The sequence below is a fragment of the Desulfobotulus sp. genome, assembly GCF_034006065.1.
In the GTDB taxonomy this organism is placed as follows: Bacteria; Desulfobacterota; Desulfobacteria; order Desulfobacterales; family ASO4-4; genus Desulfobotulus.
Genome location: NZ_JAVETM010000006.1, coordinates 94,665 through 109,639 on the forward strand (window position 1 = coordinate 94,665; position 14,975 = coordinate 109,639).

Here is a 14,975-nt window from a genome sequence, read left to right on the forward strand (position 1 = left end):
TTTTTCCAGAAAATCAAAAATTTTACGGATGGGAAGAACGGAACATCCTGCGCATCTCCTTCAGCGCAACGGCAACCACAGCCAGGGCAAGTACCATCAGCAGGATATCCGTGACAATGAGGGGCATTTTTCCCGCTGGAATATACTTGTCAAAGAGCATCACCCAAAGGGCCCAGAGCGTGGTCGCCAGCATCAGGATGGCTGGGATGAGGGTGAAGAGCGCGGGTTTATTCCGTCTGACCAGCCATACGGAGACCGCAATCAGCCCGAGGGCGGCAAGGAGCTGGTTTGCGGCTCCGAATACAGGCCAGATGAATGTGAAGGCATTGGTCCAGCTCAGCCAGAGCATCAGGCCTGCGGATAATGCGGCATTGAAAATATAAGACTTAAGAATGGCAGGAACCTTTTTGAACAGAACCGACCACAGCTCTTCAAAAAGATAGCGGTTGAGCCGGACGGCCGTATCCAGCGTGGTCACCACAAAACCTTCGACCATGAGAATTCCGAAAATGGCTCCAAAAGCCACGGGCAGTCCAAAGGCCTTATGAAGAAGGGCTCCCATGCTCAGGGCAAAGGCAAGGATGGGGTTGGAGGCTCCCGACTCCGGCCAGACAATCTGCAGGTAGGAATCAAAGGAAAGCCCTGCGGCAAGGGTTAAAAGAACAACCAGCGCAAACACGCCCTCCACCACCATGCCTCCGTACCCGATCTTCCGGGCATCCGATTCAAAACGGATCTGCTTGGAAACGGTGCCACCGGCCACCAGGGAATGAAAGCCTGAGATGGCGCCACAGGCAACGGTAATAAAAAGAAAGGGCCAGATCATCCCGAGCTTCAGGTTGCCCTGGGCCACATTAAAGGCCGGTGCCTGGGTAGTTGCCCCTTTAAGACCGGCCACCACAATCGCCCCCAGCAGCAGCACAATACCGGCATAGAGAATAAAGGAGTTCATAAAATCGCGGGGCTGCAGAAGGGTCCAGACCGGGGCACCGCAGGCGATCACCACATACACCGTGAGAATGATCATCCAGGTATGCATGCCAACGGATACGGGAAAAAAGATGCCGAAGATGACCGACAGGGTCACGATGGTAACCGCAACAGGGGTGACAATGGCAGAACGCATGTTTCTGCGATAAAGCATCCAGCCGATGAGAGGGGCAGACAGAGTGAGAATAATCACGGATGTGGATGCAATGCCGCCGATTTTAGCCCTTTCGATGCCATCGGCACCCACGAGGGTCTGAAGAAAACCGGAGCCGCTGATCTTCATCTCAGCCACAGGAACGAGAGAGGTCAGTGCCGTTGCACTGAGACCCAGAAACGCGGAGGTCACAAGAAGGATCATCACCGTTGTAAAGGCAATGAAAAGAAAAAACCCGGCCTTTCCCAAAGTCGAGCGGGAAACTTCCGCCATGGAACGGCCCTTTTCACGGAGGCTCGTGAAAAGGCAGGTGTAATCATGGACAGCACCAAAAAAGACCGTTCCCAGAAGAAGCCAGAGCCAGACCGGAATGATGCCAAACAGCATGGCCACCGTTGGGCCGACAATGGGCCCGGCACCGGCAATGGAAGCAAAATGGTGGGAGAAGGCAATTCCGGTCCGGGTCGGAACATAATCCCGTCCATCCTCCAGGGTAACTGCCGGAGTAGGATTTGCATCATTCTCATCAAAAATACGGGCAATCATCCTGCCGTAAAACAGGTAGCCTGCGCCCAGAAATACCAGTCCAGCCAGAAGAAGCACGAGAATATTCACAGGTATCGCCTTTAACTGAAAAGAATCATTGATCATACCAAAGGTGCACCCCCTAATGACCTGTGCTCCCTCGTCCAACAACACTGGCAGGGGTAATGCAACAGCAATGCCAGAGCAAAACCCCTCTTGACCGGAAAAAACATCAAAAACAGTCCTGCCAACCGCCAACAAAATTGGCCTCTGCCCATAAAATTATCCATTGCTGCACAAATAGATTCACAATGGAAAAAAACGGGCAGGCACAATCAAAAAACATGAAGTCTGTGTAAAAAATTCTGCAAAAACCTTTCAGGAAAGCTCAATCACAAAGGAAATATAGGTATATCCGGAGATATGGATATGCTGCACGTCCTTTGCCATTCTGGAAAGAATCAGAAGACCCACCCGATCCAGCTCCGCTTCCGTGGCATTAATGCCCGTAAAGGGCCGCATCCCCTGATCAATCTCATCCACGGTTTCGCCGATAATCACCTCCACAAAAACCCCTTCCTCCCAGAGCCGGACAGAAAAAAGGCATTTCTTGTCCGATGATTCGGCATATTCGATGAGGTGGGAAAAGGTTTCTTCACAGCAGAGCCGCAGACGCAAAAAGGCCTCATCCCCCATCCGGAAACCGGCTTTCAGCTTCTCAAGCCTTTCTAAAAGTGTCTGCATGGCATCGGATGTGGGGTTAAGGTGCAGGGCCATGCCCGGTCTCGGAAAAAGATAGAGCAGGGTACTGAAAAAAATGGCAACGAACCCACCCATGGCCACCCCGTTCTGCAGAATGGGCGAAAAATCCACGGGCATGATGGAGGGAAAGAAATTCCGTGTCTCCGCCATCAGTCCTGCACAGAGGGAAATCCCCAGAATGAGACCCATCTGAAAGGAAAGGCCCGAGCGCATCACGAGCCCGAAGCCTGCATAAAACAGCATGGCGCAGATGGGCACAAGCATGCCACCGATCACGGCGGAGGGGGCATCGAGAAGAAAGCCGGAGACCTTGGGCATGAAGGCCAGCACCAGGAGAATCAAAGCCCCCATGAGGCCCACCCGTTCCGAAGTGACACGGGTCATTTTAAGAAGTGGAATATTGTCGCAGAAGGTCGCCACAGGTGTCCCTCCGGCAAGGCCGGAGAGCCCCTTGGCCAGCCCGTCCGCATAAAGTCCGTTCTGAATACGGGTATAATCCACTTTTCTGAAGCCTTTTACGGAAATCTGCTGCAAGAGCATGATATTGCCCGTTCCTTCCATGGCACTGACCAGGGCGGCAATGAAAAATGCGCCTAAGAGGGGCAGCCAGGCCATCTGAAAATCCAGTGCCAGACCCGGCCACCGGGCCTCAGGCAGTCCGAACCAGGGCGCATGGCGAACATGCTCTAAGGTGAAAATCCCCAGAAAGGAGGCCGCAAGACAGCCTGCGGCAATACCCAGAAGCGGTGTCCAGAGACGAAGCCTGTGACTGCCGAAAAGCATAAAAATCACAAGAACCCCCATGGTCACCAGCCCCACAAGGTAGTTCCCGAATGAACCGAAATGGGCCTGGGAAGAATCGCCCCCCTGCCAGAGTTCAATGGCAATGGGCATGAGGCTTAAGGCCACGAGAATGATCAGCACCCCACCTACGGCCGGTGTGACGATATGGCGCAGAAAACGCAGAAAATAGGAATACAGAAACACCACAGGCGCAGACAGAAGGGTCATGGTGGCAAGAAGCGGCAGGCCTCCCATGTCCACCGCCATGAGGGTGCAGGCGAGAAAGGCGGAATAGGAACCCATGAAGAGGACATGACCGCACCCCAACCTACCCGGCCGAAATGCCTGAAGAAAGGTACCAAAGGCCGCCACCAGCAGCGTGGCGAAGGTGACAAAGGCCACCTGATCCGCAGGTGTGCCGGTGGCCTTGCCGATCATGTTGGGCAGAAAAATAATGCCATCAAAAATAAGAGATACATGGATCAGTCCAAGAAAAAAGGAGAGCGACCATCCGGGCTCTCCCATTGCCGTCCTGCCATCTTCCCCGCTTCCACAAAGGGGCTTCATCCTGAATATCTCCTTACCATGGTAAAATACCGCATCATCCGAACCTCACCGCAGCTCACCATCAACGACAATCGTCAGAAAAAACAAAACGGGTATTCTGTGGTCGATCATACCCGAAACCGGAGCTTTACAGGCTAAAGACATCGTGGCACAAGGTATGCAATCAATAAAAAAATGCCCACAGCCCCTTGGGTCAAACAGGATGCCCCCTTACGCTCCCATTCTCACAGAACGCAGGAAGCATGAACATACACCCTGAAGGCAAAACCGTATCTTTTTATTCTATCCTTTCTTCGGCGATCCGCCTTGCGGGCCTGCTGCTGGCAACGGGCCTTCTGGGTCTATGCCTGCCGTCCGGACCTTTCTTCTGGCTGCCCCTGGCTGCCCTTGTCCCTTTTTTTCTGGCCCTTCGGGGATGCCAGCCTGCTGCGGCCTTTACCCTGGCATGGGCAGGAGGAAGCCTCTTCTGGCTCATGTCCACCTTCTGGATAATGAACGGCTGTCGGGAGCTGATAGGCTGGTCCGTGCCCGCCTCCCTCATGGCCACCCTGCTCTTTGTTCTGTATCAGGGCCTTCCCTACGGGCTTGCGGGTCTTGTCTGCGGCATTACCCACAGATATGGAAAAACGAGAGGCCCTTTTTTCACCGCAGGTATTTTCACCCTCTTCATTGCCCTCTGGCCAGGCCTCTGCCCCGGCAGTCCTGCCATCAGCCTTTATTCCTGGACCCAGGCCATACAGATTGCAGACATCGGTGGAATGCATTTCGTACTCCTTTTCATGCTTCTTTCCAATGCCCTTCTGGCAGAAATTTTATCCCCCTGCCCTATTCAGGAAAAAATCCGGCATTCCGGCCTTTTCATTCTCCTTCTCTTCCTTGGGCTGGGCTACGGCAGTCTCTGCCTGAAGGAAATGAAAAACCTGGAGGCCATTTCTGAGGAATCCCACATCAGCGTCCGAACCATCCAGCCCAATATCCCTTCCAAAACAGATCCTTTGAACAAAAATCCGCTGCAAAGCAATCATGCTGTTCTAAGACAGCTTACGGAAGAATCCGTCCATCATGCACCCCGGCCGGATCTCATTCTCTGGCCGGAAGCCCCCGGCACCCCGGCCTGCGACAACCTGGACACAGAGGCGCTGGCCCGGACAGAGGCCCTTACGGAAGCTCCCCTTCTCTTTGCCTGCACGGAATATCAGTATCGCTTCAAAAAACAAGATCCCCTCATCCTCCCGGACGGGACGATGGCCGGTGCAGGAATCCCCCTTCGGGAAGTCAGCGCCATGTACAACAGCATGGCCCTGCTGGAAAACGGGCAGATAAAAAAAATCTACCGCAAGACACGGCTGGTTCCCTTTGGGGAAGCCACCCCCTTGGGCGAACGCTGGCTTTTTTTAAAAAAATATCTGGGAAGGCCCTACGAATACCACCGTGGTCCAGGGCCCGATCTCCTCTATCTGGATCAGGGCTTACGCATCCAACCCCTCATCTGCTTTGAAAGCGGCTTTCCGGACATAACCCGTTCGGGCGCTGCTCTGGGCGCGGATGCCTTTGTCACTGTCGCCAATGACGGCTGGTTTATCCATGAAAAAGCTGCGGAACTTCATCTGGGGCTGGCCCTGTTCCGGGCTGTGGAACAGCGAAGGCCCATGATCCGTGCCACCAATACGGGCATGGGTGCCCACATTTCTGCCACAGGCAAAATTGAAGACGGCACCCGGACTCCCATGGATGAGGCCACGTACCGTCAGGTTCGCCTGCATATTCCTGACATGCGGACCCCTTACCAGATCATGGGTAACTCCTGGCTTGGGGTGCTGGCCCTGATGCTTGGTGTCATCGCTTATGCGCCCCTCAATGTTTTCCACTCAAACGGTGTCAGAAAAATCACCGCCAGAAATACGAAAACCCTGAGTGGCTAAATCCTTTTCCAGGGCTTTTTGCCCCAGAGATGGCGGTAGAGCCCTATCTATCAACCAGATCCAAGAAAGAGGTCCCCATGTCCATGCCGCTTCGTTTTTCAAAAACCATTTTTCTTCTGATGCTTTTCTCTACTTCTTCCGTTCTCGCCTGGGAATTTCCTGAAAAGGTATGGGTGAACCATTCCATGCCTCCCACCTACTGGATGAAGGCAGGCGGAATGCTCCCGCAATCCGGATGCAGTCTGCAACGCTACGAGCTTTTCCGGGCAGGCGGTGCGCCCAAAAACACCTTCCGCATGGCCGTTGTCTGCCCGAAAGAGGAAAAATTCTGTGTACAGGTTCTTGCCGATAACCAGCCTGTGGGTGCCCTGCCTGTGGAGTGCATCCGCCCCGTTCCGGAAAGCTCTGTCCACATCGCGGTCTCTTCCTTTCTCTACACATCCGGAGACAAAAAATAGGAAGTTTCTTAAAAAACATGGGGAAAAGACATGAGAACGCCTCCCTTGCCTTTTCCCCACCCCATCACTGCCCCTCACGCACAAGGCGCGCCTGATTACCGTTTCCCGAAAGGCTGCGGGCAAACCGGATTCCATGGCTTTCCGCGTGTACCGCATTCCCATGGGATTGCCTGGACGGATCCAGGATTTCATGCAGGTTTTCTGATCTCCCCCCAAAAAACACTTTTATCCAGGCTTGGCATGGTCGTGCGGGAATACCTCTGAGACAAGGCAAAAAGAAATTTTTCCCCTTTAAATAAAAGAAAACTGGCAGAGAGGCCTGATTTCAGCTACATCCTTTTCATGTGAATCATGCCATCTGAAAAGCCCAGGCGCTGGGACAAAAAAACGCGTCCGCAGTCCCCCTTTTCCAGTCCGCCGGAATGGCGGCCTCGTTTTTGCTTTAAAGGCTGCATGAACCATAACGGCACCTGAAAAACCGGGAGCCGTCCTTTTTCTCCATGGGGGATACATGCTTCTTACCCTGCAAAGTCTCATGGGCCTTCTGGCCTTCATGCTCATCGCCTGGCTTCTTTCCGAAAACCGGAGGGCCGTACGCCCCCGCCTGATCCTTTCCGGGCTTGGACTCCAGATTCTTCTGGCCCTTATTCTTTTCAGGATACCGGCCTTTGCAGACTTCTTCCTTTTTCTGAACAAAGCCGTGGAAGCTCTGGAAGCAGGGACAAGGGCAGGCACCACCTTTGTGTTCGGGTATCTCGGCGGCGGCACACTTCCCTTTGAAGAAGCCGGGTCTGGCGCTGCCTACATCTTTGCCTTCCGGGCGCTTCCCGTGATCGTCGTCACCGGAGCCCTCAGCACCCTTTTCTATCACTGGAAAATCATTCCCGTGCTGGTCCGGGGGTTCTCCGCAGTGCTCCAGCGGACCATGGGCATTGGCGGTGCCTTGGGAGTTGGCTGTGCTGCCAACATTTTTGCCGGCATGGTGGAATCCCCTCTTTTTGTCAGGCCCTATGTGAAGGCCATGACCCGCAGTGAACTCTTCACCCTCATGACCTGCGGCATGGCCACCATCGCAGGCACCGTACTGGTACTGTACGCAGGCATCCTCGGCCAGGTGGTTCCCGGCGCTCTGGGCCATATTCTGGCGGCCTCCCTCATCAGTGCCCCTGCTTCCATCCTCATTGCAGGCATCATGATCCCGGAATCCGCGCCGCCCACCCTCGGGAAAATCACCCCTCCCGTTGAAAGCAGAAGTTCCATGGATGCCGTGGTCAAGGGCACCACCTTCGGCCTTCAGATGTATATCCAGATCGTAGCCCTTCTGGTGGTGCTGGTTGCTCTGGTCAGTATGGTGAATCAGGCCCTGGGACTTTTCCCCCCCATGGCGGGCGAAGCGCTCACCCTCCAGGGACTTCTCGGGCAAATCATGCGACCTCTGGTCTGGCTTGCGGGCATCCCCTGGCAGGAATCCCATGTGGCGGGCAGCCTCATGGGGGTGAAGGTCATCCTCAATGAACTACTCGCCTACCTCGACATGGCAGCCCTTTCCGAAGAAAGCCTTTCTCTCCGGAGTCGCCTCATCATGACCTATGCCCTCTGCGGCTTTGCCAATATCGGAAGCCTTGGCATTCTCATCGGCGGACTTTCCAGCATTGCGCCGGAAAGAGTGGATGAAATCGTCACCCTTGCCCCCCGCTCCATCCTTGCCGGGGTGCTGACCACACTGATGACAGGTGCTGTGGTCGGCATATTTTACTGAACGCACCCAATACCTCTGATGGAAGGAATAAAGCATGCTGACCTTTGCCGAAGAAATTCTCCTTTTAGCCCTGGATGACCAGAAAGGGGCCTTCAAGCCTCTGCCTCCCCAGACCCTGAAGCTCGCCCTCGCTGGCGCCTTTCTTCTGGAACTGGCGCTTTCCGGCCACATTGACACGGATCCTGCAACCCTCAGGGTCATCCACACAAACCCCACGGCCAACCCTCTCATGGATGAAATTCTGGATCGCCTTCACCCATCTCCAACCCTTCATCCGACGGCCTACTGGCTCAAAGAAATCGCCTGGGACATACCGCAGATGGAACAAAGGGTTCTTGAAACCCTTGTGGAAAAAAATATTCTCAAGGTGGAAAACCATAAAATTCTGTGGGTTTTCACCATACGTCGTTATCCCATGATGGATGGCAGAGAAGTGCGGGAAGTCCGCTCGCGCCTGCGGGATCTCATTGAAAGCGACGCCATTCCCGACCCAAGGGACGCCGTGCTTGTGGGGCTTGTGCATGCCTGCAACCTTTTTGAAGATCTTTTCACCGAAGAAGAGCTGCGTCGCTTTGCCCCGCGCATCCGGGATCTCGCCAGACTGGAACTTATCGGCAGGGAGGTGAATCAGGCCATTACCAAGGTCTCCATGATCCTTACGGAATCCATGTCCGCATCCATTTCCGGAATCGTATAGGAGGCAGAAGAAACCATGAAAGCCATGCGCCTTGTGCTGTGGAGCACAATGGGAGGCTTCTTTCTCCTGTCAGTCCTTCAGGCCGGAGCCTTATCCATGCAGCCACGACCTGAACTTCCCCATGCAACAGGAACAATCACCATGCAAAGTCCATCCCCCGCACTCACACCCTTTCTGGAACAGATCCGCAAGGCCGGAGAAGCCTTCCGGCAAAACGGCAGCCAGCCCACCTTTGCCAATGCAAGGGAAGGCCTTGCCACCCTCACCCGAAGCTTTGTCACCCAACCCCTTCCCATGGCCAGGGTGATGGATGCCCTCATTCCGGGCCCCCAGTGGGATGTGCCCGTACGCATCTATCACCCCGATCCGGAACAATCCCTTCCCGTTCTTCTTTTTATCCACGGCGGGGGACATATGGCAGGAAGCATTGCCGTTTATGACGGCATTGCCCGCAGGCTGGCAAAGGCCTCTTCCCGCATCACCCTTTCCGTGGAATACCGCAGGGCTCCGGAATGCCCTTATCCCTCAGGACTTGCCGATGTGACCCAGGCGGCGGAGGGCGCTTTGAATCTTCTGGAAAAACTTGGGATGCTGCATGAAAAAAGACTTGCCATCGCAGGAGATAGCGGCGGCGGAGCCCTTGCGGCCAGCCTCAGCCACAGAGCAGATCATGGTGCGGGGTTTTCCATCGAAAAACAGGTGCTCATCTACCCCAGCCTGGATTACACCCTCTCCCAGCCCTCGGTGGAGAGCCTCGCAAAGGGCTATCTTCTGGAAAAGGAAAAAATCCTCTGGTATTTTGACCACTATTTTCAAGGTCGTGAAAACCGGAAAACCGCTTCTCCCCTTTTTATGGAAGTGACGCACCCTTTTCCGGAAACCCTTGTGGTCACCGCAGGATTCTGCCCTTTAAAGGATGAGGGAAAGGCCTATGCAGAAAGGCTGAAACAGGCGGGGATTTCTGCCATGCACGAAGAATTCGGGGAAATGATCCATGCCTTTTTAAATCTTGAAGATCTGGTTCCGGAAGACTGCGAGAGGTTCTATAACCTTGCGGGGAAGTTCCTTCAAAAAAAGACCCATGAATGATGTTTCATCCCTATCCTTTCAGGAGGAAATCATGAAAAAAATGCTTCTTTTTCTTCTCGTTCTTCCTTTCATGCTGACCTCGGCCCAGGCCCGCTGTATCGAGAACCGCTCCAATGCCAGGGTCAAGGTGGATATCAGTTTTATAATGATCGAGCGCATCCAGGAATGGGTGAACGCGGGAGAGTCCCGGTGCTTTCCCTACAATTTTCTTGCAAACACGCGGCTTGATGCCGTGGATACCAAAGAATACGGCGTGGCCGTCTCCGGAACCGCCAACTACGTTTTCACCACCAACAACACCAAAATCACGGTGACGGAAGGCAGGCGCTGGTCATCCAATGGCGTGACCTATGTGCGGCTGGACTTTTCCAGGGAAAACTGAAAACCCCCTCCCCCTAACGCTAAGGAGATCTCCCATGAAGCGCCTTGTCCCCTTTCTCCTGCTGCTCTCTGCCGCCACAGCCCTTGCCTCGGACATTCCGGAGTCCTTTGTGGAGATCCGGGAAGTGATCCCCGATGTACTCATGGACATCCGCTATGTCACGGAACACAATTTTGTGGGCGCAAAGGTGGAGGGCTATGAAGCGGCCAAATGCTACCTCACCCGCAAAGCGGCCGAGGCCCTTTCCGGCGTTGAAGCCGATCTCAGGCCCTTTGGATTCGGGCTTAAAATCTATGACTGCTACCGCCCCCAACGGGCAGTGAATCATTTTGTGCGCTGGGCCGAAGACCTCAACGACACCAAAACCCGAACGGAATTCTACCCCACCGTGGACAAACGCCACCTTTTCCGGGATGGCTACATCGCCAGCCGTTCAGGGCACAGCCGGGGCAGCACCGTGGATCTCACCCTTGTGGCCCTGCCCCCCAAACCTCAACCTTCCTTTATTCTGGGAAAAACGGAGCAGAAAGCCTGCTTTCTTCCGATAGAAGAGAGGTTCAGGGACAACGGCCTTGACATGGGAACGGGCTTTGACTGCTTCCATGAACTTTCCCATCCCGAAAATCCTGCCCTTTCAGAACAGCAGAGAGCCTATCGCCTGCTTCTGAAAACCCTCATGGAAAAACACGGATTCCGCTATTATGACAAGGAATGGTGGCATTTCACCCTGAAAAACGAACCCTTTCCGGACACCTATTTTGATTTTGTCGTGAAGTAGGCATGGAAGAAAAATCATTCTTCCAGATTTTCATAGGCTTCAGGAAGAAAACGAGGCGTGCAGAACACAAGAAAAACCAGATCCTCCCCGCCCAGACAGGTGATGCGCTGGGGACAATCCGCCGGGATCCATACCACATCCCCTGGTAAAACCTCCTGGGGCGGTAAGCTTCCCACCTCCATCCGGCCCCTTCCGAAGAGGATGAGGTAGCGTTCTGTTGTATTTTTCAGCCTGTGCCACTGGGTGGTGACACCTGTTTTTACCCTTACCCTGGCAATGGAAAGACCCGGATCTTCACTGCTGTTGGAAAGTTCCTCAATCCAGCAGCGTTCTTCTGTGTAAAAGGCCTGGACTTCCCTTGATTCAAGTATCCGCTCTTTCATGAGCCTCCTTAGCATCTGCGTTTTCCATACGCCGTCCGCCTCCTGATGGATGGAAAGCGTTTCGCGGCGTTTTTTATTTTTTCACAAAGGACACAGCATCCATGAAAATCCGTTTCTTTTCCCTTATTCTCACAGGTCTTCTCCTCTTTACCCTCAGCAGCAGCACAAGCGCCGGAGAAACGGGGCTTGTGGTGAAGGAACTGGCCAGAACCGGAAAAAGCTGGGACGGCGAAACCCTTCCCGCCTATCCTGTGGGGCCCCCTGAAATCCGCATCCTCAGTATCACCATCCCCGCAGGTCAGAAGCTCCCCGTTCATCACCATCCCGTCATCAATGCGGGGGTTTTGCTCTCAGGCCAGCTCCGGGTACACACAAAAGAAGGCAAGGTGCTGGATCTTTCCGCAGGAGAAGCCATTGTGGAAGTGGTCAACACCTGGCACTGGGGCGAAAGCATCGGAGACACACCCGCCCATATCATCGTCTTTTATGCAGCAACGGCGGATACGGCCATCACCGTAACCCAGGAATAAGTTCTCAAAGGGGGCGGAAAAAGGCTGCTGAGGGGCTTCAAGCGCCCAGAATCCACCCCCGGTCATAAAAAAAGCTGGCAAGCCTTCAGAGGCCATGCCATAATCCTTGCGCATAAAAATCCTTCAGAACTTCATAAAAACAGAGGATCTCCCCCATGGAAATCACAACCCGCAAAGAAAACGCCGCGATCGTTGTATCTGTCAAAGGAAGAATTGATGCTGTCACAGCGCCTGCCTATGAAAATGCCATGAAAGGCCTTCTTGAAAAAGAATCGGTTTTTATCCTTGATTTTCAGAATCTTGAATACATCAGCAGCGCAGGACTCCGGGTCATTCTCGCGACGGCCAAAAGTCTGAAAGCCAAGTCCGGAAGAATGGTCATGGCCCATGTGGTCGGTACGGTGCGGGAAGTTTTCGATATTTCTGGCTTTGGGGCCATATTCAGCATGTATGACTCCGTGGATGAGGCCCTTTCGGGTCTTGCGTGAGGATACCCATTATGAACAGACTCCGGGTCAACGCCACCCTTGATCATCTGGCCGACCTCCTCAACTTCGCAGAAACAGAGGCCGAGGCCGCTGGCCTTGACCCGGGAAAATGTGCAAAACTCACCCTGGCTCTGGAAGAAGCCTTTGTCAATATCTGCTCCTATGCCTACCCTTCGGAATCGGGTTTTGCCGAAGTTGCCTGCGGCCTGGAGCAGGATTTTTTCATTCTTGAACTCTCCGATACAGGGGAGGCTTTTAACGTCCTCTCCCTTCCTGATCCGGATACCACCCTTGGCATTGAGGAAAGGGAAATCGGGGGTCTTGGCGTCCACTTTATCCGCACATTCACCGATGCGGTCCATTACCGCAGGGAAGAAAACAAAAATGTGCTGCACATGGGCTTTCGCATCAGCTGATGGAGTATCTTTGTGCTTACTTCCTTAAAAAGCAGAATCTGTCTTCTCATCAGCCTCATGCTGGCCCTTGTTGCGGCCTTTGTGCTGTATTTCACCCACAGGGACGTGGTCATGGCCATGTCAGGTGCAGAACAGCGCAGTGTGCGTAACGTGCTGGAGCTTGCGGAACTGAACATCCGAAGCGGGTATGCCAACCTGCTTTACAGCCGCGTGGACGCCGTGATGGCCCATCGCCGCATGCTGGAAGGCATGGTTCACATCGCCACCAAAGGCCTCGACGAAATTTTCTCCACCTCTTCTGTCCCTGGGAATCTCCCCCACCCGAAAAAAGAAGAAGCCCTTCGATGGATTAACGGCTTGGCCTCCATGGACGGCTCAGAATTTCTCATCCTTGATTCCAAAGGCACCCTTCTGGCCCATCCGGACTCCGGGATCCGGGGAAAAAACCTCAACATCCTTCAGGATATCAAGGGCATCCCCCTTGCCGATGCGGTGCGGGAAGAGGCCACGCGCCTGGGCAGAGCCAGCACCACCTTTTTCTGGACCCTCAGCCCGGATGGGCATCCCACCAAAAAGTTCGGCTGGTTTGTGCATTATCCGGCCATGGACTGGATCATCGGAGCCACGGCCAACATTGAGGCCCTGGAGCAGGAAAGCGAGCGCAAAAAACAAGAACTGCTCAAAAATCTCAAAGCCAATTTCGACAGCATCCGCATTGCCCGGTCCGGATACATGGTGATTTTTGATACCCAGGGCACCCTGCTCATTGGACCGGATCATGGCGGTTTCAGGCTCTCAGCACCCCACCCTGACTCCGGAAACCCCCTCCTTGGGGAACTTCAGATCCTTGCTGCATCCAAAACACGGGAACCCATGCGCCTGGTCCTCTCAGACCCCAGGGGAGAGCTGCGGGAATCGGAAATTTTCTCCACCTACTTCAAAACCCTGGGGTGGTATGTGGCCGCCATCGCCTATGTGGACGAAATCCATGCGCCGGCCAGAGACCTCGTGCAGCGCCTAAGCCTCATCATCGCCACCCTTTTTCTCATCAGCCTTGCTCTGGGTCTCTGGCTTTCCGTCCGAATGACCCGCCCCCTCAATACCCTCGCTTCCTATGCCCAGGCCCTTCCGGAAGCTGATTTCACATCCAGTACCGAAGCCAGCCACAGCATCCGCCACCTGCCCCTCAAGCACAAAGACGAGGTGGGCCGACTGGCCAGGGCTCTCATCTTCATGGAAGGCTCTTTGCGGGAAAACATCCGCTCTCTGATTGAAACCACGGCCATCAATGAGCGCATGGAGGGCGAGCTCAATGTGGCAAGGGAAATTCAGCTTGGGCTTCTGCCCAAAACCTTTCCGCCCTTTCCCCATCATGGGGAGTTTGACCTCTATGCCAGCCTGGAGCCCGCAAGGGAGGTGGGCGGTGATCTGTACGATTTCTTTTTTATGGATGAAAACCGCTTCTGTTTTGCCGTGGGCGATGTGTCGGGTAAGGGTGTTCCCGCCTCCTTGTTCATGGCCATCACCCGAACCCTCTTCCGGGCAGCGGCGGTACGGGAAAAAAACCCGGCCAGCATCATGGCTTCCATGAACAACGATCTGGCTTCCAGCAACCCCAACTCCATGTTTGTCACCCTCTTCATCGGGGTTCTCGATCTTGCGACCGGCGCTCTTGTCTATGCCAATGGCGGCCATAACCCCCCCGTTCTTCTTGCTGCGGGAAAACCTCCCCTTTTCATGACCGGCCGCAGCGGCCCCCTGGTGGGTGCCATGGAAGATATGCCCTATGTGGCCCTTCAGACCCAGCTTGACCCCGGAGACACCTTGTTTCTCTATACGGATGGGGTCACTGAAGCCATGGATGCCAATCAGACCCTCTATTCCGACGAAAGACTCCTTCGCACCCTCTCAACCCTTACGGAGCATTCCCCCAAAGCCCTGCTCAGGGCCATTGAAGGGGACGTGGCCCTGCATGTGGCCGGAGCCGAACCTTCCGATGATATCACCATGCTTTGCCTGCGTTATGCGGGTCATGGGGAGTCCGCCGCCGCGCCCGCCTGAAAATCCGCCATGGGCAACCAGGCTGCCAGGGTTTCCGCAAGGTCCTGGCCTGAAAGGGGCTTACTCAGATAGGCGTTCATGCCCGCACGAAAACAGAGCTTCTGATCATCGCGCATGGCATTGGCTGTCATGGCAATCACGGGGATGTTGGGGTTCACACCCGCCACCTCTCCGTTTCGGATTCTCCGGGTGGCTTCCAGACCATCCACATGGGGCATCTGCACATCCATG

At 54.5% G+C, this 14,975-nt stretch carries 15 protein-coding genes; 11 read left to right on the plus strand and 4 right to left on the minus strand.

Features of this window, described 5'->3' with window-relative positions:
• Positions 1 to 22 precede the first annotated feature (22 nt).
• Together RBR60_RS04460 and RBR60_RS04465 are read right to left on the minus strand one after the other, a co-directional pair.
• The gene (locus tag RBR60_RS04460; RefSeq protein ID WP_320354676.1) at positions 23 to 1,759 is read right to left on the minus strand and encodes a carbon starvation protein A; all 1,737 of its coding nucleotides are present in this window, start codon (positions 1,757 to 1,759) and stop codon (positions 23 to 25) included.
• A gap of 288 nt (positions 1,760 to 2,047) precedes the next feature.
• The gene (locus RBR60_RS04465) at positions 2,048 to 3,781 is read right to left on the minus strand and encodes a uracil-xanthine permease family protein (RefSeq protein WP_320354677.1); all 1,734 of its coding nucleotides are present in this window, start codon (positions 3,779 to 3,781) and stop codon (positions 2,048 to 2,050) included.
• 242 nt (positions 3,782 to 4,023) lie between these two features.
• On the opposite strand from RBR60_RS04465, the gene lnt reads away from it, so the two are divergent.
• The 7 genes from lnt (at position 4,024) to RBR60_RS04500 (ending at position 10,866) form a co-directional block, all read left to right on the plus strand.
• Complete coding sequence (gene lnt / locus RBR60_RS04470; protein WP_320354678.1) at positions 4,024 to 5,703, plus strand: apolipoprotein N-acyltransferase; 1,680 nt, start codon at positions 4,024 to 4,026, stop codon at positions 5,701 to 5,703.
• 77 nt (positions 5,704 to 5,780) lie between these two features.
• Complete coding sequence (locus tag RBR60_RS04475; RefSeq protein ID WP_320354679.1) at positions 5,781 to 6,161, plus strand: hypothetical protein; 381 nt, start codon at positions 5,781 to 5,783, stop codon at positions 6,159 to 6,161.
• A gap of 511 nt (positions 6,162 to 6,672) precedes the next feature.
• On the plus strand, positions 6,673 to 7,920 hold the full coding sequence (locus RBR60_RS04480; RefSeq protein WP_320354680.1) for a NupC/NupG family nucleoside CNT transporter: 1,248 nt from the start codon (positions 6,673 to 6,675) through the stop codon (positions 7,918 to 7,920).
• Between the two features lie 34 nt (positions 7,921 to 7,954).
• Positions 7,955 to 8,617, plus strand: a complete 663-nt coding sequence (locus tag RBR60_RS04485; protein WP_320354681.1) for a GOLPH3/VPS74 family protein — start codon at positions 7,955 to 7,957, stop codon at positions 8,615 to 8,617.
• 141 nt (positions 8,618 to 8,758) lie between these two features.
• Positions 8,759 to 9,706: an alpha/beta hydrolase gene (locus tag RBR60_RS04490; protein WP_320354682.1), complete on the plus strand. Its 948-nt coding sequence runs from the start codon at positions 8,759 to 8,761 to the stop codon at positions 9,704 to 9,706.
• Between the two features lie 31 nt (positions 9,707 to 9,737).
• Positions 9,738 to 10,088 carry a hypothetical protein gene (locus RBR60_RS04495; protein WP_320354683.1) on the plus strand — a complete coding sequence of 117 codons (351 nt, stop codon included), beginning with the start codon at positions 9,738 to 9,740 and terminating at the stop codon, positions 10,086 to 10,088.
• Positions 10,089 to 10,122: 34 nt separating this feature from the next.
• Positions 10,123 to 10,866 carry a M15 family metallopeptidase gene (locus tag RBR60_RS04500; RefSeq protein ID WP_320354684.1) on the plus strand — a complete coding sequence of 248 codons (744 nt, stop codon included), beginning with the start codon at positions 10,123 to 10,125 and terminating at the stop codon, positions 10,864 to 10,866.
• Between the two features lie 14 nt (positions 10,867 to 10,880).
• Here RBR60_RS04500 and RBR60_RS04505 read toward each other — a convergent pair whose 3' ends face one another.
• The gene (locus RBR60_RS04505; RefSeq protein ID WP_320354685.1) at positions 10,881 to 11,249 is read right to left on the minus strand and encodes a cupin domain-containing protein; all 369 of its coding nucleotides are present in this window, start codon (positions 11,247 to 11,249) and stop codon (positions 10,881 to 10,883) included.
• Positions 11,250 to 11,350: 101 nt separating this feature from the next.
• On the opposite strand from RBR60_RS04505, the gene RBR60_RS04510 reads away from it, so the two are divergent.
• The 4 genes from RBR60_RS04510 to RBR60_RS04525 all read left to right on the plus strand — a co-directional run bounded on the left by RBR60_RS04510 (position 11,351) and on the right by RBR60_RS04525 (position 14,744).
• Positions 11,351 to 11,779 carry a cupin domain-containing protein gene (locus RBR60_RS04510; protein ID WP_320354686.1) on the plus strand — a complete coding sequence of 143 codons (429 nt, stop codon included), beginning with the start codon at positions 11,351 to 11,353 and terminating at the stop codon, positions 11,777 to 11,779.
• Positions 11,780 to 11,934: 155 nt separating this feature from the next.
• Positions 11,935 to 12,267: an STAS domain-containing protein gene (locus tag RBR60_RS04515; protein WP_320354687.1), complete on the plus strand. Its 333-nt coding sequence runs from the start codon at positions 11,935 to 11,937 to the stop codon at positions 12,265 to 12,267.
• Positions 12,268 to 12,278: 11 nt separating this feature from the next.
• The gene (locus RBR60_RS04520) at positions 12,279 to 12,683 is read left to right on the plus strand and encodes an ATP-binding protein (RefSeq protein WP_320354688.1); all 405 of its coding nucleotides are present in this window, start codon (positions 12,279 to 12,281) and stop codon (positions 12,681 to 12,683) included.
• Positions 12,684 to 12,695: 12 nt separating this feature from the next.
• Positions 12,696 to 14,744 carry a SpoIIE family protein phosphatase gene (locus tag RBR60_RS04525; RefSeq protein WP_320354689.1) on the plus strand — a complete coding sequence of 683 codons (2,049 nt, stop codon included), beginning with the start codon at positions 12,696 to 12,698 and terminating at the stop codon, positions 14,742 to 14,744.
• Here the strand turns inward: RBR60_RS04525 and RBR60_RS04530 are convergent.
• Positions 14,714 to 14,975: response regulator (locus RBR60_RS04530; RefSeq protein ID WP_320354690.1), on the minus strand; the 262-nt coding region annotated here is incomplete at its 5' end. The genes RBR60_RS04525 and RBR60_RS04530 overlap by 31 nt on opposite strands.

Coding starts and splice junctions, on each gene's coding strand:
- RBR60_RS04465 (WP_320354677.1), bottom strand. CDS start 3,781: ATGAAGCCCCTTTGTGGAAGCGGGGAAGATGGCAGGACGGCAATGGGA.
- lnt (WP_320354678.1), top strand. CDS start 4,024: ATGAACATACACCCTGAAGGCAAAACCGTATCTTTTTATTCTATCCTT.
- RBR60_RS04475 (WP_320354679.1), top strand. CDS start 5,781: ATGTCCATGCCGCTTCGTTTTTCAAAAACCATTTTTCTTCTGATGCTT.
- RBR60_RS04480 (WP_320354680.1), top strand. CDS start 6,673: ATGCTTCTTACCCTGCAAAGTCTCATGGGCCTTCTGGCCTTCATGCTC.
- RBR60_RS04485 (WP_320354681.1), top strand. CDS start 7,955: ATGCTGACCTTTGCCGAAGAAATTCTCCTTTTAGCCCTGGATGACCAG.
- RBR60_RS04490 (WP_320354682.1), top strand. CDS start 8,759: ATGCAAAGTCCATCCCCCGCACTCACACCCTTTCTGGAACAGATCCGC.
- RBR60_RS04495 (WP_320354683.1), top strand. CDS start 9,738: ATGAAAAAAATGCTTCTTTTTCTTCTCGTTCTTCCTTTCATGCTGACC.
- RBR60_RS04500 (WP_320354684.1), top strand. CDS start 10,123: ATGAAGCGCCTTGTCCCCTTTCTCCTGCTGCTCTCTGCCGCCACAGCC.
- RBR60_RS04505 (WP_320354685.1), bottom strand. CDS start 11,249: ATGAAAGAGCGGATACTTGAATCAAGGGAAGTCCAGGCCTTTTACACA.
- RBR60_RS04510 (WP_320354686.1), top strand. CDS start 11,351: ATGAAAATCCGTTTCTTTTCCCTTATTCTCACAGGTCTTCTCCTCTTT.
- RBR60_RS04515 (WP_320354687.1), top strand. CDS start 11,935: ATGGAAATCACAACCCGCAAAGAAAACGCCGCGATCGTTGTATCTGTC.
- RBR60_RS04520 (WP_320354688.1), top strand. CDS start 12,279: ATGAACAGACTCCGGGTCAACGCCACCCTTGATCATCTGGCCGACCTC.